This window comes from Solitalea longa, from assembly GCF_002920915.1.
GTDB classification, from domain to species: Bacteria; Bacteroidota; Bacteroidia; order Sphingobacteriales; family Sphingobacteriaceae; genus Solitalea; species Solitalea longa.
Genome location: NZ_PQVF01000005.1, coordinates 290,885 through 311,168, shown reverse-complemented (window position 1 = coordinate 311,168; position 20,284 = coordinate 290,885). Strand labels below are relative to the sequence as shown.

At 33.1% G+C, this 20,284-nt stretch carries 21 protein-coding genes; 17 read left to right on the top strand and 4 right to left on the bottom strand.

What is annotated here, in order from left to right; translation table 11 throughout:
- Window positions 1-2 precede the first annotated feature (2 nt).
- From C3K47_RS08810 to C3K47_RS08795, 4 genes are all read left to right on the top strand, one after another.
- The gene (locus C3K47_RS08810; protein WP_103788757.1) at window positions 3-1,271 is read left to right on the top strand and encodes a site-specific integrase; all 1,269 of its coding nucleotides are present in this window, start codon (window positions 3-5) and stop codon (window positions 1,269-1,271) included.
- 119 nt (window positions 1,272-1,390) lie between these two features.
- Complete coding sequence (locus C3K47_RS08805; RefSeq protein WP_103788756.1) at window positions 1,391-2,197, top strand: hypothetical protein; 807 nt, start codon at window positions 1,391-1,393, stop codon at window positions 2,195-2,197.
- Window positions 2,198-2,320: 123 nt separating this feature from the next.
- Window positions 2,321-2,707, top strand: a complete 387-nt coding sequence (locus C3K47_RS08800) for a hypothetical protein (protein WP_103788755.1) — start codon at window positions 2,321-2,323, stop codon at window positions 2,705-2,707.
- A 114-nt stretch (window positions 2,708-2,821) separates the two neighbouring features.
- Window positions 2,822-4,684 carry a DEAD/DEAH box helicase family protein gene (locus C3K47_RS08795; protein WP_103788754.1) on the top strand — a complete coding sequence of 621 codons (1,863 nt, stop codon included), beginning with the start codon at window positions 2,822-2,824 and terminating at the stop codon, window positions 4,682-4,684.
- Between the two features lie 203 nt (window positions 4,685-4,887).
- Here C3K47_RS08795 and C3K47_RS08790 read toward each other — a convergent pair whose 3' ends face one another.
- Window positions 4,888-5,115 (bottom strand): hypothetical protein, encoded by a 228-nt coding sequence (locus C3K47_RS08790; protein ID WP_133159355.1) that lies wholly within the window; start codon window positions 5,113-5,115, stop codon window positions 4,888-4,890.
- A 377-nt stretch (window positions 5,116-5,492) separates the two neighbouring features.
- Between C3K47_RS08790 and C3K47_RS08785 the strand changes: the two genes are divergently transcribed.
- The 8 genes from C3K47_RS08785 to C3K47_RS08745 all read left to right on the top strand — a co-directional run bounded on the left by C3K47_RS08785 (window position 5,493) and on the right by C3K47_RS08745 (window position 13,686).
- The gene (locus C3K47_RS08785; protein ID WP_133159354.1) at window positions 5,493-6,116 is read left to right on the top strand and encodes a hypothetical protein; all 624 of its coding nucleotides are present in this window, start codon (window positions 5,493-5,495) and stop codon (window positions 6,114-6,116) included.
- Window positions 6,117-6,755: 639 nt separating this feature from the next.
- Window positions 6,756-7,220, top strand: coding sequence for a JAB domain-containing protein (locus tag C3K47_RS08775; RefSeq protein ID WP_103788750.1), 465 nt, complete (start codon window positions 6,756-6,758; stop codon window positions 7,218-7,220).
- A gap of 112 nt (window positions 7,221-7,332) precedes the next feature.
- Window positions 7,333-9,774 (top strand): hypothetical protein, encoded by a 2,442-nt coding sequence (locus tag C3K47_RS08770; RefSeq protein ID WP_103788749.1) that lies wholly within the window; start codon window positions 7,333-7,335, stop codon window positions 9,772-9,774.
- A complete protein-coding gene (locus C3K47_RS08765; protein WP_103788748.1) occupies window positions 9,774-11,561 on the top strand; it encodes a hypothetical protein in 1,788 nt (595 codons plus the stop codon). The genes C3K47_RS08770 and C3K47_RS08765 overlap by 1 nt, the downstream gene beginning before the upstream one ends.
- A complete protein-coding gene (locus tag C3K47_RS08760) occupies window positions 11,545-11,763 on the top strand; it encodes a hypothetical protein (protein WP_103788747.1) in 219 nt (72 codons plus the stop codon). The genes C3K47_RS08765 and C3K47_RS08760 overlap by 17 nt, the downstream gene beginning before the upstream one ends.
- A gap of 128 nt (window positions 11,764-11,891) precedes the next feature.
- Complete coding sequence (locus C3K47_RS08755; protein WP_103788746.1) at window positions 11,892-12,314, top strand: hypothetical protein; 423 nt, start codon at window positions 11,892-11,894, stop codon at window positions 12,312-12,314.
- 476 nt (window positions 12,315-12,790) lie between these two features.
- Window positions 12,791-13,051 (top strand): hypothetical protein, encoded by a 261-nt coding sequence (locus C3K47_RS08750; RefSeq protein ID WP_103788745.1) that lies wholly within the window; start codon window positions 12,791-12,793, stop codon window positions 13,049-13,051.
- Between the two features lie 287 nt (window positions 13,052-13,338).
- The gene (locus C3K47_RS08745) at window positions 13,339-13,686 is read left to right on the top strand and encodes a hypothetical protein (protein WP_133159353.1); all 348 of its coding nucleotides are present in this window, start codon (window positions 13,339-13,341) and stop codon (window positions 13,684-13,686) included.
- On the opposite strand, the gene C3K47_RS08740 is transcribed toward C3K47_RS08745, so the two are convergent.
- Window positions 13,663-15,294 carry an NADP-dependent glyceraldehyde-3-phosphate dehydrogenase gene (locus C3K47_RS08740; protein WP_103788743.1) on the bottom strand — a complete coding sequence of 544 codons (1,632 nt, stop codon included), beginning with the start codon at window positions 15,292-15,294 and terminating at the stop codon, window positions 13,663-13,665. The two genes, C3K47_RS08745 and C3K47_RS08740, sit on opposite strands and share 24 nt — an antisense overlap.
- 482 nt (window positions 15,295-15,776) lie before the next feature.
- On the opposite strand from C3K47_RS08740, the gene C3K47_RS08735 reads away from it, so the two are divergent.
- From C3K47_RS08735 to C3K47_RS08725, 3 genes are all read left to right on the top strand, one after another.
- On the top strand, window positions 15,777-16,523 hold the full coding sequence (locus C3K47_RS08735; protein ID WP_103788742.1) for an acyl-CoA desaturase: 747 nt from the start codon (window positions 15,777-15,779) through the stop codon (window positions 16,521-16,523).
- Between the two features lie 69 nt (window positions 16,524-16,592).
- A complete protein-coding gene (locus C3K47_RS08730) occupies window positions 16,593-16,979 on the top strand; it encodes a RidA family protein (protein WP_103788741.1) in 387 nt (128 codons plus the stop codon).
- Between the two features lie 153 nt (window positions 16,980-17,132).
- Window positions 17,133-18,434 carry an NAD(P)-binding protein gene (locus C3K47_RS08725; RefSeq protein ID WP_103788740.1) on the top strand — a complete coding sequence of 434 codons (1,302 nt, stop codon included), beginning with the start codon at window positions 17,133-17,135 and terminating at the stop codon, window positions 18,432-18,434.
- A 40-nt stretch (window positions 18,435-18,474) separates the two neighbouring features.
- Here the strand turns inward: C3K47_RS08725 and C3K47_RS19480 are convergent, their stop codons facing one another.
- Window positions 18,475-18,636 (bottom strand): hypothetical protein, encoded by a 162-nt coding sequence (locus C3K47_RS19480; RefSeq protein ID WP_165784658.1) that lies wholly within the window; start codon window positions 18,634-18,636, stop codon window positions 18,475-18,477.
- Between the two features lie 72 nt (window positions 18,637-18,708).
- Here C3K47_RS19480 and C3K47_RS08720 point away from each other — a divergent pair, with 72 nt between their 5' ends.
- The gene (locus tag C3K47_RS08720; RefSeq protein WP_103788739.1) at window positions 18,709-19,503 is read left to right on the top strand and encodes a DUF1365 family protein; all 795 of its coding nucleotides are present in this window, start codon (window positions 18,709-18,711) and stop codon (window positions 19,501-19,503) included.
- 30 nt (window positions 19,504-19,533) lie between these two features.
- Here C3K47_RS08720 and C3K47_RS08715 read toward each other — a convergent pair whose 3' ends face one another.
- Window positions 19,534-19,740: an RNA-binding S4 domain-containing protein gene (locus C3K47_RS08715; RefSeq protein WP_103788738.1), complete on the bottom strand. Its 207-nt coding sequence runs from the start codon at window positions 19,738-19,740 to the stop codon at window positions 19,534-19,536.
- Window positions 19,741-19,872: 132 nt separating this feature from the next.
- Here C3K47_RS08715 and rbfA point away from each other — a divergent pair, with 132 nt between their 5' ends.
- A complete protein-coding gene (rbfA, locus tag C3K47_RS08710) occupies window positions 19,873-20,244 on the top strand; it encodes a 30S ribosome-binding factor RbfA (protein ID WP_103788737.1) in 372 nt (123 codons plus the stop codon).
- Window positions 20,245-20,284 lie beyond the last annotated feature (40 nt).

Below are 20,284 nucleotides of genomic sequence, written 5' to 3'. Positions count from 1 at the left end.
TTATGGCAAAAGCAGCAATCGTTTTAAAAACTAAGCAGAAACTATCTAATGGCGAATATTCTGTAGCCTTAAGAGTTAGTCAAAACAAAGAGAGAAAGTACTACAGTATTACGTCTTTAGTCGAAAACCAGTCAATCCCTTTTAAGTGTTTACCAGAACAATGGAGTGAAGCAACACAAGAGGATAATGGATTAGGTAAATTTCGCAGGAGTTTTAAGTTCTATAAAGAACTAAATCCAATATTAGAAAAGAGGCTTTCAGAAGCCAACAAGATCATTAGAGAATACGAACTGAATGATATTCCATTTACATTTACACAATTTGAACGTGATTTAAAGAAACAGAAACCTTCTCACCTTTTAAATGAATACTATAAGCAGTTAATCAATGAGCTTGAAAATAAAAGGAAACTAGGGTTAGCTTCAGTATATTATGAAACCCAAAGTTTGCTTAAAAAGTTCAATTCTAACCTCCTTATTACCGACTTAAACAGTAAACTCCTAGAGAGCTTCGAGGATTGGTTAAGGAATGAACGAAAGAATAAAGACACTACAATTAGTGTAAAAATGCGAAACCTACAAAGAGTAGTAAACCTAGCCATCGAAGACGGCCTTTATAAAAAAGAAAACTATCCCTTCGGTGAGAAGAAATACTCTATTAACAAACGTCTAAACCATAAGACAAGAAAACGTTCTGTCAATCTTAACATCTTTAAAAGGATTAAAGACTTAAAACTTAAAGAAGGAACTGGTCTTCACTTCGCTCAACAAGTTTTCTTGTTTAGCTTCTACATGCGTGGAATGAATTTCATTGATATGGCTTTTCTCGAATGGTCAGACATTCATAATAATGAGATTCATTATACCAGACGTAAAACAGGTCAATTATTTACTATACCTCTAAATCAGTATGCTGCAGAGATTCTCAAATTTTACAAGAATACTTCTCATAATGATAAATATGTGTTCCCAATTCTTAATGATTCGATTCATATTACAGAAAAGCAGAAGTACACCCGCAAGAAAACCGTTATTAAGAAAGTAAACGATAACCTCAAAGAGATTGCTAAACTGATAGGTGAGGAAGATTTGAAACTAACAACCTATGTTAGTCGCCATAGTTATGCAACTAATCTTAAACGTTCAGGAGTTGCAACCGGCATTATTAGCGAAGCATTAGGGCATCAAACCGAGCAACAAACCCAAACTTACCTTGATGAATTCGAAAAAGGAGTGATTTCTTCAGCAGAAGCTAAAATCTTTGATTTTTAGTTCATCCAAAATATTATCAAAAAACACCTTTTAACAGGTAAATATTATTTTTGTCCTAAGGCAGTTCTCTAAACAATGGACTGCCTTTTTATTTAAGATTTTACCTTTAAAAAGAGTTCATGGCTAATACTGACCCTTTTATCCTTAATCCTGATTTTGAAATACTAAGACCATATTTCTGGTCTCAGCTTTCCGAAGAAGAATGGCAAGAAAAATTACGTCTGCATAAATTGAACAGAGGAAAAGTTTACTTCAGGCATATTAACTCTGAAACAGAAAAAAATGAATTCGAAGAAAAGTTTGACAAGCTTTTAAACAATTACGACTTAATTGATCATTACGACAATTTATTATACGTAAGCATTGACTTATACGAAGAACTTTGGCAAGGAATCTATTCTAAAGACATGGACCTAATGGATGCCTCTTTATGCGCCGAATTGGCACAGATACTGCTGTTTTTTAAAAAGAATCATCTTGACCAAATTGAAAAAATAACCCTCAAAAGAAAAAATAAAGAGCCGATTCTTATAAAAGAGAAAGCAATAATTCAATTTATAGCTGATTCTATCTTTTACAGACTTAATAATTATTCAAGCTCTCATGAATTGGGGAATTACTGGTTTTCTATGTTCGGTAAACGTGATCTGAATAGTGATTTTTTAGAAAAGGTGATCCGAGAAGGTAAGCCATTAAAATTAGCCGGGAAATTTAATGATGCCACTGCAGAATTTTGTCTAAGAATCTGTGAATATTTAAACAAGGAGACCTCCTTAAAATCAGATGTAAAAACTCTTTCTAATGATCAATTAAGATTTTTCAGAAGATTGACCTCCTTAATGAAAATCATCAATAAAAATAAGGAAGAAATTAATGTGGATAACATGCGCAGATTAATTATTTCATATCGGGACGAAAAAAGGTAAATTATCCAACTGGCTGATTATTAGGGGAAATGAAAATATTGAAAAATTCACTCCAAGTTTCTCCACGATTTCCCTGTTTACTCACATTTGCTGTGTCAGAAAAAAACAACTGACAATAGTTTTATGATAAATAATATTGATTTAACCAACTTAATTGGCGAAAGCCAATCATCAAATGAACTGACAAAAGAACAGTTCTTCAACACTTACTTTTCAAAAGTAGATTTAATGGTATACTTAAGAAAATTAACCTCTAAAAACAAGCAAGAGCTAGTCGTAATTTTTAAGACTATTTCTGAAGTGGGAAACTTTGAAGTTAGTCCCTTTGTTAGGGAAGACAAAGCTGGTTCTCTCTACAAAATGCTTCGTTTAAGGAAAGCACGTGGTACTTCTGAACTCAAGCTAGTACTTGGTGGTAAAATCGATCAATTCATTGATGACTATATCGATGGAAAGATTAGTCCTAAATTCACTTTAGTTGAATTAGTAGAAGCTGCAAAAGCTGCTTAAACCTTAGTCAAAACAGGGGCGATTCAGCCCCTGTTTTATTTTCTAAAAACTTTCATTTTAAAATTAAAAGAGTAAACAGCCCTTAATGGCCTTGCTATGTCTATACCTCAGATTATGAAAAAACCTATAACGATTATTCTCTCAAATAAAGATTATATAACTAAAGCTTTTAAAGTGCTTCCATCCAATGCTTTTATAGATAAAGGTCGCTGCGGAATAGGCGGAACCACACTTTGTTTAATCACCCTTCGTCATTCGATTATTATTGTTCCCACGGTAGGCATTATAAAGAATAAAATGCGATCCGATGCAACAAACAAAGACAGAAATAGTGCAATCAGAAAAATCTTTGGAGTTTATAAGGGAATTACAATTTCTGCAATAAAAGCAGAACTGCTGCAGTCGGATGGATTCTTCAAAATAATGACTACTCCTGATGGCTTTAAGAAAATTATTAAGGCGGCAGAAGAATCAATATCTCTAGATAGGCTGTACAGTGATTTCTTTGTTCTTCTTGACGAGTGTCATACTTCAGTGACAGAGAAATTCCGTAAACGCATATTAGATCCTTTTAAATGGTTATGGAACTTCAAAAACAAATCGTTCATATCAGCTACCCCATTTTATTTCAGTGACGAAAGAATAAAGCAATTGGATTATTATAAAATTCGCTTTAATGAGCCTTATTTGGGATATATAACGGTAGTTGAAACGTTTACAATTAAATCATGCGTGAACTATTTTTTAAGCCATGCAGATAGCTTTCCTGGCAATCTTCATTTCTTTTATAATTCAGTTACAGAAATAGCAGAGCTTATAAGATATGTCGGAATAAATGACTGTAACATCTATTGTGCAGATAAAGAAGAAAATATGGAGCGGATGGATGATGTGTCTGTTTTCTTTAATCCCGAACCAGTTAAAGGAGAATATAAAAAGATAAATTTTTATACTTCAAGATATTTCGAAGGAATTGATATTGAGGATGAGAATGCAACCATAATTTTAGTGACAGATGTGAACTGTCGACATACTAAAGTTGGAATAAGAAATAAGGGTGTTCAGGCAATTGGAAGAATCCGTTCAATACCATATGCATTATACCATATCACCAACCATCGAAAAAAACACTTTATGAAAACCATAGAATCATTCTATACTGAATATCGATTTCATGCAATGAAACTGATTGAGAATTACAATCAATATGTAGATGAATGCAAGGCCAATAATGTTAAACCTCTTACAGAGGAGATTGAAAAAATTCAAAGCTTCTCAGATATAGAAGCAAACCAAATTGCAACATTAAATGACACCAAACTTGATCAGTTTGTTAATGAAGACCTTTGCAATGAAGAATTTAATCATTTATCCTTCATTATTTATGCATGGGAAGAATCAGGCTATAAGGTTGAGTTAAAAAAGTTTCATAAACCTATAGAGTCTTCTCCATCAAAAGAAAAACGAAAATCTAAAAGGGATAAACTAAAGGCAACTATTGATTTAATGGAAAAGTTGGAACAAGGTAAAAAAGAATCGCTTTTCAGTTTTAATGACGCAGCATTGGGTAATATTAAAATAAGTGACCCATTTGCTTTTGAGGTCTATTATGAATTGGGAAAAGAGAAAATAGAAGAACTGAATTTCAGCATAAAAGATTTACAGAAAGAGTTGATACTTAAGAAAAATGAGAAAGCGGAAAACCAGTTAAACAAATTATTGATTGTTGAATTTATCGTCGATGAAACTTATGCTAAAGAATACATTAAAACCAAACTTCAAGAATTATACGATAAAGTAGGTCTAAAGGAAACTGCCAAAGCAACTGATTTGCAAAAAAGAGGTTGGTTTACTACACAAGAAGACAAGAAAAAAATTAATGGTAAATCGTACCCTGCATTTTACATTCAAGCAATGAGTTTTAAATTAAGGGTAATTGCTGAATCAATGATTAATGAAATTTCTTTTTTTTCCTAAAATATTACAAAAAACACTTAGTTAAAGTGAGCATGCAAGAATTTTAAAAAAAAGAGAAGATAATTCTCAGGAACAGGAAGAGATTAATTAATTTAATTTCTTCCTGTTTTTATTGAATTATAGCAAATAGACCTTCTTATAAGGGGAATTACAAGAATTTCAAAATTTCAGGAATAAAGTACCCTTCGAATACGCAGGCCTTTTTAAGATTCAATCAACTCCCGAGACTCCCTTTCATTATTATCTGTGAGGTTTTCAACAATTTCTTTTACATAGGACAATCTATAGTCATCACTTTTTCCTTCACAATGAATATCAATTAAAACATCCAACATTGTGCTTAATAAAGCGTTTGTCTTCATAGTTACATTTAACATTGATGCCTCATAGTCAACATTTTTGTCTTTAAATCGGATAATTTTTCTTTCCATAACTAAATTTACAAGTTCAATCACCTTATCCAAATCAAAAAAAAATTTTATAGTTTAAAAACACCAATCCAGTAAATGATACTACCCCCGCTCATCCATTTGATTAAAGTGTTTTATCTAAGTGAAGAACACTAAGAGGCACGAAGAAGAAACCTAAAAAGACTGCTTTTTAAAAAGTAAGGGCTTAAAGTTATTACCTCTACTATGAATAGTGCCTAGACCTTGAAAATCTTTTGGTTTTGTCTTCTTCTGCCTTACTTTTTACAGGGCCAAAACTTCCTCACTCCCTGCAGTATACTTCTTTTTAATCATTTTTGATTTTAACATTAATTATTATGTTTACGCCGTACAATATAAGCGTTAGCAAAAAGGGCCTTATGAATAACAACAAAATTGAATTGATTCAAAAATTAATTAATGTAGCCAAGCATGAAATAGAAATAACAGGAAGGATCAGAAGCATAAGCTATTTCACTATTGATACAATGCAGAATATCAAATATTGTACTTCTTTACTTGAAACATTGAATAACAATATTGTTAGCACTTTTATTTCTATTGAACGAGGATGGACATATTATTACCACGAGATTTATACTCTTATTGATCAAAATAATGAAGTAATCCATTCTAAATCTATTAGTTTGAAAAACTGGAATGTCTCTTTACATTATAACGGCTCTAATCTTCGATTTAAACTAGTTCCTCATTCTATTAATGGCCAAAGCATTGAATTAACCGATGACCACTCTCAAAAGAACTCTCTTCAGAATACATGGAACAACGTAATTGAAATAGATGAAAACTGCACTAGCTATAAAGAAGCTTTGATTTATAAGAAATTTCAAGAAGAAAGATCCAATAATAAAACACTTGCCGAAAGCATTGCCAACTACAAACAAGAATTGGAGAACAAAAACAACTTAATTAGTCAGCATGAAGAACTATTAGAAACCATTTCTAATATCGTAAAGAGCCAAAACAGTTTCGCAGCTAATTAAGGGTATTACATATTTAACTCATTTTCTGCAAATCCGTTCAGATCATTTGTTATGGCTTTCCCTCGGATGGTTGCCTAAGGAGGGATAAGCCAAAAACTGATCTTCGGAGAACACATTCCATATTCTTTTATAGGGTAAAAGGTTACTGGACTGCTTATATAGTGTGCTACTGGATCGGAATATATTGATGAACGGGAATTCGGCGTTCCTCATTACGGCACTACCATAGAATTCCGCCAGATTCGTAAAGCATAGCTTTACAAGCACCAAGACTTTTCAGCTTGGAACAATTGTTCCAGGCTTCAATCCCTACCCTTCGCTTTCTGTCACAATTCTTGTCCGTTTCTGCATTCGTCATCGTAAAGCTGCCATTGTCTTTTAAACAGACTCAGCAAGCTTCATTGTTCAAAATCCAACCGCTTTACACTTTGGGCTCGCCTGCTTATCGTTTCAGGCTTCAGAACTGTCATAGCTTTTAAGAAAAGCTTCGCCAGTTCCTTGTGTTCTTCGAACATATCACTGCAGCGTTCTAGCGAACTCTTTTGCAGTGACCTTTCACTTAACTCGCAGCGGCGAGCGCGTTCTGTAGGTGCACAACCATTCATTCTATCAGTTAATCATTCGTTAATCTTTATTTATATGAAAAAACAAGCTACTACACTTCCGTTAGTTTCAGAAATCTCATTAAGCTACTATCCTAAAGTAAAATCGTCTGAAATGAAGATGATTCGAACTTCTAAAGATGCTTACGACATCTTTATGGAGAGTTGGGATAAAGGTTTAATAGAATTTCTGGAAGAATTTAAAGTTTTATTATTAAAGCGTAATCAAAAAGTAATTGGTCTTTATCCTGTTTCATTAGGAGGTGTTTCAGGAACTGTTGTTGATGCTAAAGTAATATTTGTTGCAGCATTACTTTCTCATGCTTCTACTATCATTCTTTGCCACAATCATCCAAGTGGGAATTTACAACCTAGTGAACCGGACATAAGAATAACGAGGCAATTAAAAGAGGCCGGTAAAGTACTAAATATTGATGTGCTAGATCATTTGATTGTTTCAAGTGAAGGTTACTTTAGTTTTGGAGATGAGGGGCTTTTATAAAAAGCCTTTCATCTTTCATTAATTATTATAAATTGCGTCTTATAATTTTACTGGCTATTTTTAATTTATTTGCTCCACCTCTTTTGTAAACACACCTTTCTTTTTAATAATAATGAATAAAATAATTGCAAGAAAAAGCAACCGAAAAAATGAAGAAACTGGCTTTATTAAACCGGTTTACCATTTTAACTCTAACAATCATTTTGAATTAGTTGGTAATGCAGACATTGCCAAAGATATCTATGCAAATACAGGGACGGTGATTGTTCACAAGGAATTCTATCAAATTTCGCAAGATTTTGACGATAAAGAGTTTTTCATTATTGAAATTGAAGAAACAGGAAACTACCAAGAGTTTTCACCTAGTAGCTGTAAATATCAGACTAAAAATGGGAATACTTCCACATTAAAAAAACTTCCAATGTTGATTCAATCAAACATTGAAGATGTTCTTAAGGATGGAATATTTTTGCCTTATAAGAATCACAAATATGTTTTTGTGGAAGATAATGAATCAATTTATGGCCCAATTTCTATTTTAGAAAGTAACACTACTGAAGAGACTAATTGGGTTAAATATAAAATAGAACCATTAAATACAACAGATCTTTCAATTGACGAAAATTTAGCTCAAGTAGTTTTTAAATTTAGCAGTAATAAACTATCTGAATTCATTGTTAAAAATTCGTACGGCCTGAATGGAATGGAGGAATATATAAGTCAAATTGATTTCATTGTTTCCAAAATTGATCCAGAAGATATTTTATTAACGGAAACGGATACCTCTATTATTACTTGGGCAGAAACTTACATTCCTAAAGCATTCCCAAAGCAATTTCCCAAAATTGATTCTAATGAGATAGTTATTACCAGTGGTCGAATAGACGAACTAAGATTTAAGCGCTTTGTGGGTTTAAATGACAAAAGTGTTCGGTGGGTTAATTTTATTGATTCTTTTTTAGTCAATAAATATTTTAATACAGAAGAAGGGCAAGATAAAATAGATCAATTTATAAAGAATAATAAAAATAAACTTCTACAAGATATAGAGGAAGAGCTTAAAACTACTGCAAAACAAAATCAAATCGAATTACATAAAGAAGTTGAAGAATTAATAGAAGAGAAGAAGGGAATTGAATCTGAAATTATAAAATTAAAGGATGATAAAGATTATTTAAAATCTAAATCTGAAGAATTAACAAAAGTTGAAAATTCGATTTCAGAAAAAATCAAGGAACTAGAGCGGATTGAAAATTATGAGGATCTAAACAAGGAGTACGATGTTTTGTTTGGATTTGTCAATAGATTAAAGCAGGATAAGGAAAAAGTTACTGCTGAGCTTGAGGAGCTTCGGAATGCTTATATTGAAGAAGCGAATAAAGGTTCACACAAAAAAATTGTTGAATTAATGCCTTATGTTAAAGCTCTTAGTGGTGTTTATCCTGAAGAAGAGAGAGACAACAAGGAGTCAATCGTTTTACAAAAATATAGCTTTAAAAATGTAGCTGATATTAATGAAATTATTATTGATCTAAAGCAATTTTTAGAAAGGAATGGAAGAGGTTTAAATGAAATAGAAATTGCTAATATACTAACTAGTGTTAACCAAAACTTCCTAACGATTTTTTCTGGTTTACCCGGAGTGGGAAAAACCTCTTTAGCAAATTTACTTGCAAACTATTTTTGTGCAAGAGATTTTGCCATTGAAATTCCCGTAGGTAGAGGATGGAGTTCTAAAAAGAACATTTTGGGTTACTATAATCCATTAAAAGGAACATATCAATACGATGATTACGGATTTGTAAAGCTGCTTAAAAGCCTTAATAACAATGATAAAAACTTACTTGAACGATTTCCAACTCATGTTATTTTAGATGAAGCTAATTTAAGTCCAATTGAGCATTATTGGTCTGATTTTATTGGGTTATGTGATAAAGAAACAGGCAGATATATTCAAAGTAATGAATTTAAAGATGGTAAGCTATTTCTGCCTGATGGACTAAGGTTTATCCTTACTGTTAATAATGATCATACGACAGAAATGTTATCACCTCGTTTAATTGATCGAGCAACTATATTGAATATAGATTATAAATATTTTGACTCAATTGAAGTAAAAAAAGGAGACGACGAAACAGAGGAGAATACATCTTTAAACTACGAACATCTAAAATCGATTTTTTTACCTGATGAATTCTCATTAAATCAATCTGAGAAAAGAGTAATGAATGAGATTAAAGATCTTTTCATGGAAAAGAATTATAAACTTGGAAGTCAAATTCCAATAAGTCCAAGAAAGTTAAAATCGATAGGCCGTTATTGTACTACTACGAGAAATATTTTTAATCAGTATCAAGAAAATCAATTTCTGGCATTAGATTATGCAATCTTGCAAAATATCATCCCTTTAATAAACGGTCAAGGAGAAGGGTTTAAGCAAAGATTGTCAAAACTAAAAGATATATGTCTAGACAAATCATTGTTTAAATGTGCTGATGAAATTGACAACATTCTTTTAAAAGGCAATGATTTTAAAACCTACTCATTTTTTTAATGGATTCTGAAAAAATCATCTTAAGAGTTTCCTCTGAGAACGAACTAAAGGAATTTACTTTGCTTCAAGATAACTCATTAACTATTCAAGTTAATGAGTTTGATTATATAGATATTGAATTCGTTACAGATACTTATTTTAAAACACAAGACCTAAAATTATTTATTGGTAATACAATATTCAATTTTTCAGAACCGATAGAAATAAATGGTCAGTATTTTTATTATTTAGATTTAGAGTTTATTTCTAACATTCTTCCAGGAAATAATAATGCGCATATTTCAAAAGTCTTTTATAAGACAAGTTTGGGTAATAGAAGATTCTCTAGAATTTTTATCAATGAGATTGGGATTGCCAAATTAGAAGTTTTATTAAACTCTACAGGTGAAGCATTGGTAGAAGGTAAGGTACAAATTTCTTCTTCAAAAATCACTTATGACAATTTTTATTTGGTAACGACTTATTTAATAAGTAATAATTATTTTGATAATCAAATTCTCTATAAAGTTTCTGTCACAGGAAACTCAAGTAACATTCAAAATTCTTTAATTGAAGCATTACGAGAACTTCTAAGAAGACTAAAGGTTTGGAGCGAAGAAATTAACAAATTCAAAACAAACTCTATAAAACGGTATCACAATGAACAGAATTTGGTTAGTTTCAATAAGGATCTGGAACTATCAGATATTTCACTGAATTATATTGTTGACAATTTAAATACATTGTCACGAACAAACTTTCATAAACATGATGAGGCAATTGAAATAAATAATTCTTATTACATTGTAGAATCAATATTGATTGACAATCCTATTTCTTCTACTGATTCCTATGAAAATAGAGTAATTCATGGATTCTTAAAGAATCTATCGCTTTTAGTAAAAGAAAAAGAACTCTATTTTAATAATGAGAAGGCCTTAAGAACTAGAGTTGTTAATTTTAAAGACTATTTAATTAATTGCTTCTTAGATCTATTTAAAACATACATACATCAGATTGATCAAGAAATTGATAAAATAAATCTTTTTTTTATTAGGCACGTACCTGTTTCTCACCCAATATCAAAGTTAAACAACTCAAATCATAACTTTCTTTCGAAAGAACACTATAAGAATGTTTATGACTTAATCCTTTATACTCAAAATATCTTTTCTGTTGATATAGAGAAAGATGATCTTAGTCTTGAAATAGAATCATTTGATAAATTGTTTGAAGTCTATTGCTTTTATTTATTGAAAGATATTTTAGAAAGGAAAACCGCATCAAGCTTTACAAGAAAAAGCACAAATATTTCTCCAGATAATAAACTTTCTGGGGAATATGAGCTTAAAAAAGACAGCATTTTAATTAGGCTACACTACGAATCATTGCCGGTTTGTTTTCAGCAATATTCAAGAGGAAATCTAAAATATAGACCTGATTTTTTAATTGAATTTGAAAACAATGGAAAGTCAAAGTTTTTCATCTTTGATGCAAAATTTAAACAATATAATACTTTAACGTTAGAACAAGATCTTTCAAAATTGTCATTGAATTATCTTCATAAAATAGGTCCCAATGATAGATATATTAACGAGACCATTGGATTATATACGATTTCAATGGGGCCTAGTAATTATAGAAAAAGTACTTTTAAAAAGAGTTATGACCTTTCTTTAACAGAATATATTGGCCCACAGATTGGGTCAATTGAAATTGATCCCAAAAATTTTGATATATCAAAAAACCCAATACTTGAAATAATTGATTATGCGATGCATCTAACTTTAAATGAAATCCGACAATAACCAAGAAATCGTCAATTTTGTAGAGTACCTTTTGGTGTACTCTCCATGGGATGCATTAAACGGCTTGCAAACAGAATTTATAATGCCTCCAGAAGCAATGGAGTATAGGGAAACAGTAGCAATTTTAGCAAGAATGGATACTAAAGAGGTGACAACTGTTGAACAAATTATAGCAGAAGAATTTCCAATTAGTTTGACATAGCCTTTTACATGCAATTACTACATTGGAATGATGAATGTCAGAGAAAACCGTACAATGGTCATCTTTCTTCATTTTGGTTTACTTTTTAAAATGTTTATCGTTGGCAGAAATTACTTAATTAAAGCAGCATGGATTATTTCTTTATTACAATTTTAATTTTCTTTCTAATAATATTGGTTTCTTTAATATTTAGTCCTTCCGAGAAATCTGAGAAGACAACGATTAAACCCCAAAAAAAGGAAAAAATTTTTTCTATCCTGGAACATACTGACTCTGAGTTTTATTATACTGGTTATGTTGTGAATCCGCGAAAAGGTTTGAAACCGTTTAAATTTTTTGAAGGAAATAAAATCGGAGAACTTGGTTATTTCATCTATTCTGAATTCATAGATAAACTACATATTGTTGACGTTTATATCGTTGATAAGAGCGAAAAAAGAATTATGAAGATCGATGTTAATAGCGATACAGAAAGCATGATTGGAGTTGATGATCCTATCCATGGACATATAGGTTTTCTTCCTTTCTCTATAGTTGAAATGTTAAGTTAGGACAGAACTTTTTTACTCCTCTTATAAACTGTTTTTTGAATTACCTTTGGATAAAAACTTCAGACTTATAATATAAGTGTACCTTTTAGTGTACCTTCAAGAAATGCTTTATACAGCAAACAGGTTGAAAATTAACTAATTAATTAACATAAAAGGCGGTATCGCGCCAGCATGGGGTGCTGGAGGCCGTCGGTTCAAATCCGGCCATCCCGACGTAAAATGAGCTTTCTATATATTAATAGAAGGCTTTTTTATTTCTTAGAAAGTAGCAATTATATAAACACTGTACCCTTTTTGTACCACCTTTATTAAGAGGAAATTCCAAAGAATAGCTAAGAAAGGGATCTTATCAACAATTTATAGAGATCGACAGTTCAAAATCACCTTTTCCAGCTAGATAACCTAACAAATGGGACAAATATCATATTTTATCTACCATCTGCTTTTTAGATTACCGGTAATATACACATCTAATAATGAATTCAATTCCTCCATTTAATTTGTTGACCAAACCTACGGGGCCGGTTTGCAACCTTGATTGTACCTATTGCTATTACCTTGAAAAAGAGAAGATGTATCCGGGAAACAACAATTTCGTTATGAACGAAACCACTCTGGAAACATTTGTGAGGAAATACAACCATTTTGTTTGGCAGGGGGGCGAACCCACACTATTGGGAATTGACTATTTCAAAAAGCACTTTCATTTCAGAAAAAATACAGAAGTGGTAGAGTGATTCATAATTCGTTTCAAACCAATGGCTTTCTTTTAAATGCTGAATGGTGTTCATTTTTCAAAGAGAATAATTTTCTCATCAGATATCCATCGATGGAGCTGAAGAAATTCATAATAAATACAGATTAAACAGGGGTGCCCATGGAACCTTTGGCAAAGTGTTAAAAGGCATTGAACTTTTACTAAGGCACAAGGTTGAATTTAATACACTTACGGTGGTTAACAATGTAAATGCAGTGGGAGCCGATAAAGGTTTATCGATTCTTAAAACAAATTGGAAGTCATTACATGCAGTTTATTCCAATTGTTGAGCGGACCTCCGGTGGATGTTCCAATGGTTTGTCACTTGTTTTGCCCGAGTTCAGTGAAGCAGCTGAAATATCCTCTTGGTCTGTTCCCTCTCTAAAATATGGGCAATTTATGGTTGCTATTTTACCGCTACGTAAAGCCACATATGAATTATATGGCAAACTAACCCATACATCAACGTTCTCCTGCAAATATCATGTACAGAAAGTAGTTGAAATACAAAAAGCTCAGCAATCATTGCTGAGCTTTTTGTATAAGTATAATAAACAGAGGCAAATGCTAAAACATCTGCCTTTGTCATTTTTAGAAAATATAGTTGGTGCTTAAAAAGTTGGATTCGTGACCTTTAACAACCGAATTGATCAACTCTTTATTAACATCATTCATTTTTGAGGCAACCAATGAACGGATAGAAAATGACCGCAATGCATCCACAACCGATAAGGTTCCTTCGGCGCTGTCTTTTCTTCCGGTAAAAGGAAATACATCGGGTCCACGCTGACATTGGCTGTTAATATTTACCCTGCTTACCAGGTTTACCAATGGATCGATTAAATGAGCCGTTTCTCCCGGATCGGTGGTAAACACGCTCACCTGTTGTCCATGTGGCGATTCAATTAAATAGTTAATAGGCTCGTCTAAGCTTTCAAATGGAACAATTGGAATTATAGGTCCGAATTGCTCTTCCCGATAAAGCTTCATTTTATTATTAACCGGATAAACTACCGCCGGATAAACAAATGATTCGGCTACAGTACCACCGTTTTCGTTCATTACCTGCGCGCCGTTGGCAATTGCATCATTTATACATTCGGTTAAATAAGCTGGTTTACCTGGTTCTGCAACAGGGGTAAGCATAACGCCCTTCTCCCATGGCAATCCGTATTTAAGGCCGGCAATTGTTTCGTTAAGTTTAGCTATAAATGCATCAACGATGCTTTTATGTACAAACAAAATTTTTATTGCTGTGCATCGTTGACCGTTGTACGACAAGCTTCCCAGAATACTTTCGTTTACAGCCAGGCTTAAGTCGGCGTTTTTAGTAATGATGGAAGCGTTTTTCGCGTCTAAGCTTAAGATGGCCCGTAAACGATTTAGTTTAGGGTGATTCTTTTTCAAATCATTGGCAACCTTACTCGACCCGATAAACGCCAATACGTTGATCTTTCCGCTTTTCATTAATCCCGGAGTAACGTCAGCGCCACGACCGTAAACAGTATTTACCACACCTTTAGGGAACGATTCCTGGAACGCTTTCAATAATGGATAATGAACAAGCGTACCATGTTTTGGTGGCTTGAACAAAAGTGTGTTGCCCATAATAATGGCCGGAATAAGCGTGGTGAAGGTCTCATTTAAAGGATAGTTAAAAGGTCCCATACATAAAACTACACCTAAAGGCGAACGTCTGATTTGTGCAATTACACCTTCTTCTATCGAAAATCGTGAAGACTCACGATCAAGATCTTTTAATGCATCAATCGTATTGTTAATATATTCAACCGTTCGATCGAATTCTTTCACAGAATCGGCATAAGACTTTCCAATTTCCCACATGATCAGTTTAATAACTGTATCACGCTGTTCGCCCATTTTATAAACAAAGCGCTCCAAACATTCAATCCGATTGCTAACACTCATGGTAGGCCATTCGCCGCGGCCGTTGTCATAAGCGGCAAGTGCTGCCTCCAATGCCTCATTAGCTTCTTTTTCAGTTCCAATCGGGTAAGTTCCGATTAGTTTTCGTTTAGGACCTTCATTTGTTTGAACCAGGATCGGAGAATAAACCTCAGTAACAGGGCCGTTCCATTTTCTCATTTCGCCATTGATCAGATATTCCTGTTGGTGAAGTTCCTCAATCCGAAACTCTTCAGGAATATCCTCTTCTTTAACGAATAGATTTGTCAATTTTTGTTTAAATGAATTTGTAGTCATATTAAAGCTTTTGTTGAAATCCAATTTGAATTCCAAAGCCCAATATATTCATTATTAATTTAGAAACGAAAACCAGTTTTAATTGATTTAATATTAACAACTAAGGTATATTATTGTCTTTTTTTAAATTTTAGAAAATTTTAGTGAAGACAGTGACCTTTCTATGCAGTTGGTTTAGGTAGTTAAGATTAAGGTATTAAAACTGGGTTTCGCTTAATTTACAAGAACAACAAAAACTTAACTCTTTAGTCGAATCATTTATTTATTTTTGCCTGCGAATTTTCTAGGCTAATTTATTACTGTTCTTAAGTAATTATCAATGGCTTAGCTAACTTTGAAGTTCTTTTTTTACAGATACAACGCAATAGTGGCCTTTTTAAAAGTTAAGTTTAACTGATAAAAAGGCCATTACTGTTTTATGTAAATTATGCTTGCATAACATTTTAATCAATAGGCTTATTAACTCTTTTAACTATTAAACTGTGCCCATTTTAATTTTCTTTTTGTGTCATTGGTTTTTGTCACTTTTTTTTCAAACCTTTTTCTTACATCGTTACGCGTCGCATAAAATGTTTAGTACCAGTAAATTTTGGGAGCGTACATTTTATTTCCTTACATTTTTGTTTCAGGGATCATCGTTCTTGAATCCACGTGCTTATGCCATAATGCACCGCATGCATCATGCATATTCCGATACTGAGAAGGATCCTCATTCACCCCATTTTTTTGATGACGTTTGGTCGATGATGCTGGAAACCCGTCGTATTTATAATGCATATGTAACCAGGTTAAAAGAACCGGAAAATGAGTTTAAAGGAAACTATCCTGAGTGGAGATGGCTGGATAAGGTGGGTGATTCGATAATAACCCGAAGTTCAATTGGGATAATTTACGTGGCTATATATGCCTATTTTATTTTTGGCTTAGGCTATTCTCCCTTTTTCTTTTTGTTATTACCTATTCATTGGTTAATGGGACCCATTCACGGAGCTGTAGTTAACTGGTGTGGTCACAAATATGGATACTCAAACTATGATAATGGTGATAAATCAAAAAATACCACTCCAATTGAGTTTTTAATGCTTGGTGAGCTGTTTCAAAACAACCATCATAAATATCCAAACAGCCCGAATTTTGCTAAAAAATGGTGGGAATTCGATCCGGTTTATCCTGTGATGATAGTATTACATTGGATTAGAATTATTCAACTTAGAAAAACTACCGCTTAAATTATTAAAACGATCCCGCCACGAGCGGGATTTTTATTTTTACCTGTTATCAATAAAAAAACAAATACAATGAAAAGAGAAAACATTAGTTCAGGTGCCAAATGGGAAGATATTGTGGGCTACAGCCGTGCAGTTAAGATTGGAAACATTATCGAAGTTTCGGGAACAACGGCTATAGTTGACGGAAAAATTGTGGGCATCAATAATTTTTATCTTCAGACTAAAACCATTTTACATAAAATAAGTGAGACGCTCGAAAAGGCAGGAGCTTCTATGTGTGATGTTGTTCGCACCCGAATGTATGTAACAAATATTGAACAATGGGAAGCAATAGGGAAAGCTCATGCCGAATTTTTTAAAGATATAAAACCAGCCACCTCTATGATTGAAATTAAATCGCTGATAGATCCACTACTGCTAGTGGAAATTGAAGCGACGGCCATTTTACCCCAATAATCAGGATTATTGGGGGCAATTTCTAAATAAAGGAAAGAAAAAAAGAGTTAAAAACGGATGCGTATTTATACGTAAAATGCACTGTGTCAGGGCTATTTGATTTTATTTGGACTACTTTTAGTGTGTCATTAAATCATCAGTAATGGCACTTATATGAAGAAAAAAGTAGCAATCATTGGATCTGGCTTGGCCGGATTGGGAGCAGCGTACCATCTTAAAGAGCATTTTGATATTACAATATTTGAAGAAAAGGATCAGTCTTTTGGTCAAACCAAAACATTCTCAATTAATAAGCATCAGGATCAGTTAACAGTTGATGTTACTTTCAATGCAATTAATGAAACTGTCGATAGTAACATTATTCAGTTGTTTAATAAGTTACAGATACCGCTAAAACCGGCCTCAGTATCATTTGGAATACAACAGCAACGCTTTGGTTTGGAGTATGGAGAAGAAAATATCAACGCCTTTTTTGCACAACCAAAAAGAGTTTTCGATGGCAAGCAACTCCAGCTTTATTTCCACATAAAACGTTTCCACAATAATTGTCTTTCTGACATAAATGAAGTAAATTATAGTAATCATACACTAAAGCAATACGCTAGGGAAAAAGGGCTAAGTGCCGGGTTGCTGAACAATTATTTAATCCCTATCAGCGCTATTATTTGGGCCGTTCCCTTTCATAAAGCAGCCGATTTCCCGGCCATATTAACTATTCAGTATTTAAGAAAACTTATCGGCTCTGATCAAAACAGCAGGAATAATTGGTTGACACCGGAGAATTGGACATTGCTCACTCAAAAGCTGGATTTTCCCAACCTAAAAAAGAATAAAAAAGTACGTTTTGTAAAACGACAACTTGAATATGGACGGATGATTGTTGTGTTGTTTTTTGAAGATGGTTCGGTTGAAAAATTTGATAAGATAATATTTGCCTGCCATGCCAATCAGGCTTTACGCATTTTAGAAGACGATGCTACAAATTTGGAATACAGCTTGCTAAGAAATTTTAAGTACGAGAAAAACAAAGTTTTGGTACACAGTGATGAAAGTGTAATGCCCATAAATAAACGTGCATGGGCAGCTTTCAATTATCGCATGGAAGAGGCAGGAAGGGTTTCTCTGGTTAAATGGGTAAACCGGTTTGAAAAAGCCGGGTTAAGCGGTAATTACTTTGTTTCTATCAATGATTCAGGAAAAATAGACAATAAAAAAGTGCTGGGTGCGCTTGAAATGGAACTTCCGCTTTTTGATTTAAAAACACTAAAAACGCAGGAACAGTTGTCGAAACTAAATCAATTACCAGAATTTGAAGACAGAGATAAAACAACTTTCTTCTGTGGTAGTTATTTCAAAAATGGGCTTTATGAAGAAACCTACAAATCAGCTATTAGCTGTTCAGAGGCAGTTCTTCACAGTCAGAAAAATAAAATGCCGGAAATGAAGGTTTTATAACAGAAAAGGGCTGAATAGCTATCTCAACCCTTTTCAACTATTAATGATGATCTTCTTCGTGGTGTGTTGGGTTTTCCAATTCGCTTTTACGCTGTTTCTCGAAAACTAAAATAATGCAAATAGGAAGAATTAAACCCAGGCAAATAACCGTTGGAATTACGTATTGAGCAGGTGCCAGATATGCAGCTAATGTTGACAACATAGTTTTTAAATATTTAGCGCAAAAATATAAAAGCCTGATTAAAAAATAAGTTAAATATTAAATAAAACTTCTATGAATTCTTGTTTGTACGAATGTTTGATTATGCACGACCGGCTGGAGCCACGAAAGAGCAAGTTTCATTATGGTAACCTAATGTTTTATTTAAACCTAGATGAGATTGATAAAATAGCACGAAAACGCTGGTTCTTTAGTCGAAACAGGTTTAATTTCTTCAACTTTAGAGATGCCGACCACATTATTTCAACTGATGATGATGAGCAAAAAGTCGTTCCATTAAAGGAATACATTACCGAATGCTTTAAAGAAAACGGCGTTGATGTGGATGATAAACAAATTATGCTCTTAAGTAATGTGTGCACATTTGGGTATTTATTTAATCCGGTATCGTTTTACTTTTTACTCGATGAATATAATGATCCACTATGTTCAATTGTGGAGGTTAACCATAAATCGGGCGAAAAGAGGAACTACTTTATTGGTAAGGAAAATTTACGCGGACAACGTTTTTATTTAGACACACCAAAACTTTACGGTTCCCCATTTATTGAGAATGATGAAAATGTACATTTCAACCTGGAAGTACCCAATAAATCGTTTTCAATTAAAATCGATGATCAAAACAAAGATGGACGAAGGGTTTTTGTTAGTACCATGATGGGTAAAAAAAGAAAACTAAGTGCCATTAATTTATTCTGGTATAGCCTGGTTTTCCCCTTTGAGGCCGTAAGAATGGTGACTTTGCTTAAATGGCACTCATTTAAATTAATGTTTAGAGTTTTGGTACATTATAAATCAATGCAAAACCCTGAGCTGCAACGCGAAGTTTACAAGCCGTATCGTCCGTAAAAAATTAAAAATTGATTATTGAAAGAAAACTTACTCTAAATTTATAATACCCTGAGGGGTTTCAACTTTATCACCGGGCTTTAATTTTGCTCTTTTGCGTTTTTCAATTTCACCATTAACGCGAATTTCACCAGCATCCACCAGGGCTTGGGCGTGTCCACCATTTTCGGCATTGCCACTGGCTTTTAATAACTTGATAAGTTCGATATATTCTGAATTGATTTTAAAAGAAGTCATATTTTATAGAATAAGAAACAAAGATAGGGTAAAAGCACAATAGAAAATGCTTTTAGGTTGTTACCTTTGACTGTTAATAAAAAACAGCCAGGTCTGTTTGGATTTGGATTTTAAAATAAAGAAATTGAGAAGATGGAATCGAAAAGACAATTGAAATTTGCCCGCCAAATTCAGAAGGACTTAGCCGATCTTTTTCAACAGGAAGGAAACAGCCTTTTCCCCAATAACTTTGTAACGGTAACTAAAGTAAGGGTAACCCCTGATTTAGGAATGGCCCGGGTTTATTTAAGCTTTTTAAATACAACAACAGCACAACAAGCAATTAATGGTGTGCGAGCCCAGCAAAGTGAGATCAGGTATAAACTTGGAAAAAGAATTAAAGACCAGGTTAGGGTAATTCCTGAGTTAGAGTTTTTTGTTGATGACACACAAGAATATGTGATGAAAATGAACAAACTCTTTGACGAAATTGAAAAACAACCTAAGTCAGGTGATGAGGAATAAAAAATGGCTCCCCGTTAAATCGGGGAGCCATTTTAAGTTT

Bases quoted from the DNA above. Each gene is read 5' to 3' on its own strand.
- C3K47_RS08720 (WP_103788739.1), top strand. From the start codon at position 18,709: ATGAATTCTTGTTTGTACGAATGTTTGATTATGCACGACCGGCTGGAG.
- C3K47_RS08795 (WP_103788754.1), top strand. From the start codon at position 2,822: ATGAAAAAACCTATAACGATTATTCTCTCAAATAAAGATTATATAACT.
- C3K47_RS08715 (WP_103788738.1), bottom strand. From the start codon at position 19,740: ATGACTTCTTTTAAAATCAATTCAGAATATATCGAACTTATCAAGTTA.
- C3K47_RS08770 (WP_103788749.1), top strand. From the start codon at position 7,333: ATGAATAAAATAATTGCAAGAAAAAGCAACCGAAAAAATGAAGAAACT.
- C3K47_RS08725 (WP_103788740.1), top strand. From the start codon at position 17,133: ATGAAGAAAAAAGTAGCAATCATTGGATCTGGCTTGGCCGGATTGGGA.
- C3K47_RS08805 (WP_103788756.1), top strand. From the start codon at position 1,391: ATGGCTAATACTGACCCTTTTATCCTTAATCCTGATTTTGAAATACTA.
- C3K47_RS08775 (WP_103788750.1), top strand. From the start codon at position 6,756: ATGAAAAAACAAGCTACTACACTTCCGTTAGTTTCAGAAATCTCATTA.
- C3K47_RS08760 (WP_103788747.1), top strand. From the start codon at position 11,545: ATGAAATCCGACAATAACCAAGAAATCGTCAATTTTGTAGAGTACCTT.
- C3K47_RS08800 (WP_103788755.1), top strand. From the start codon at position 2,321: ATGATAAATAATATTGATTTAACCAACTTAATTGGCGAAAGCCAATCA.
- C3K47_RS08785 (WP_133159354.1), top strand. From the start codon at position 5,493: ATGAATAACAACAAAATTGAATTGATTCAAAAATTAATTAATGTAGCC.
- C3K47_RS08810 (WP_103788757.1), top strand. From the start codon at position 3: ATGGCAAAAGCAGCAATCGTTTTAAAAACTAAGCAGAAACTATCTAAT.
- rbfA (WP_103788737.1), top strand. From the start codon at position 19,873: ATGGAATCGAAAAGACAATTGAAATTTGCCCGCCAAATTCAGAAGGAC.
- C3K47_RS19480 (WP_165784658.1), bottom strand. From the start codon at position 18,636: ATGTTGTCAACATTAGCTGCATATCTGGCACCTGCTCAATACGTAATT.
- C3K47_RS08745 (WP_133159353.1), top strand. From the start codon at position 13,339: ATGCAGTTTATTCCAATTGTTGAGCGGACCTCCGGTGGATGTTCCAAT.
- C3K47_RS08730 (WP_103788741.1), top strand. From the start codon at position 16,593: ATGAAAAGAGAAAACATTAGTTCAGGTGCCAAATGGGAAGATATTGTG.
- C3K47_RS08790 (WP_133159355.1), bottom strand. From the start codon at position 5,115: ATGGAAAGAAAAATTATCCGATTTAAAGACAAAAATGTTGACTATGAG.
- C3K47_RS08740 (WP_103788743.1), bottom strand. From the start codon at position 15,294: ATGACTACAAATTCATTTAAACAAAAATTGACAAATCTATTCGTTAAA.
- C3K47_RS08750 (WP_103788745.1), top strand. From the start codon at position 12,791: ATGAATTCAATTCCTCCATTTAATTTGTTGACCAAACCTACGGGGCCG.
- C3K47_RS08765 (WP_103788748.1), top strand. From the start codon at position 9,774: ATGGATTCTGAAAAAATCATCTTAAGAGTTTCCTCTGAGAACGAACTA.
- C3K47_RS08755 (WP_103788746.1), top strand. From the start codon at position 11,892: ATGGATTATTTCTTTATTACAATTTTAATTTTCTTTCTAATAATATTG.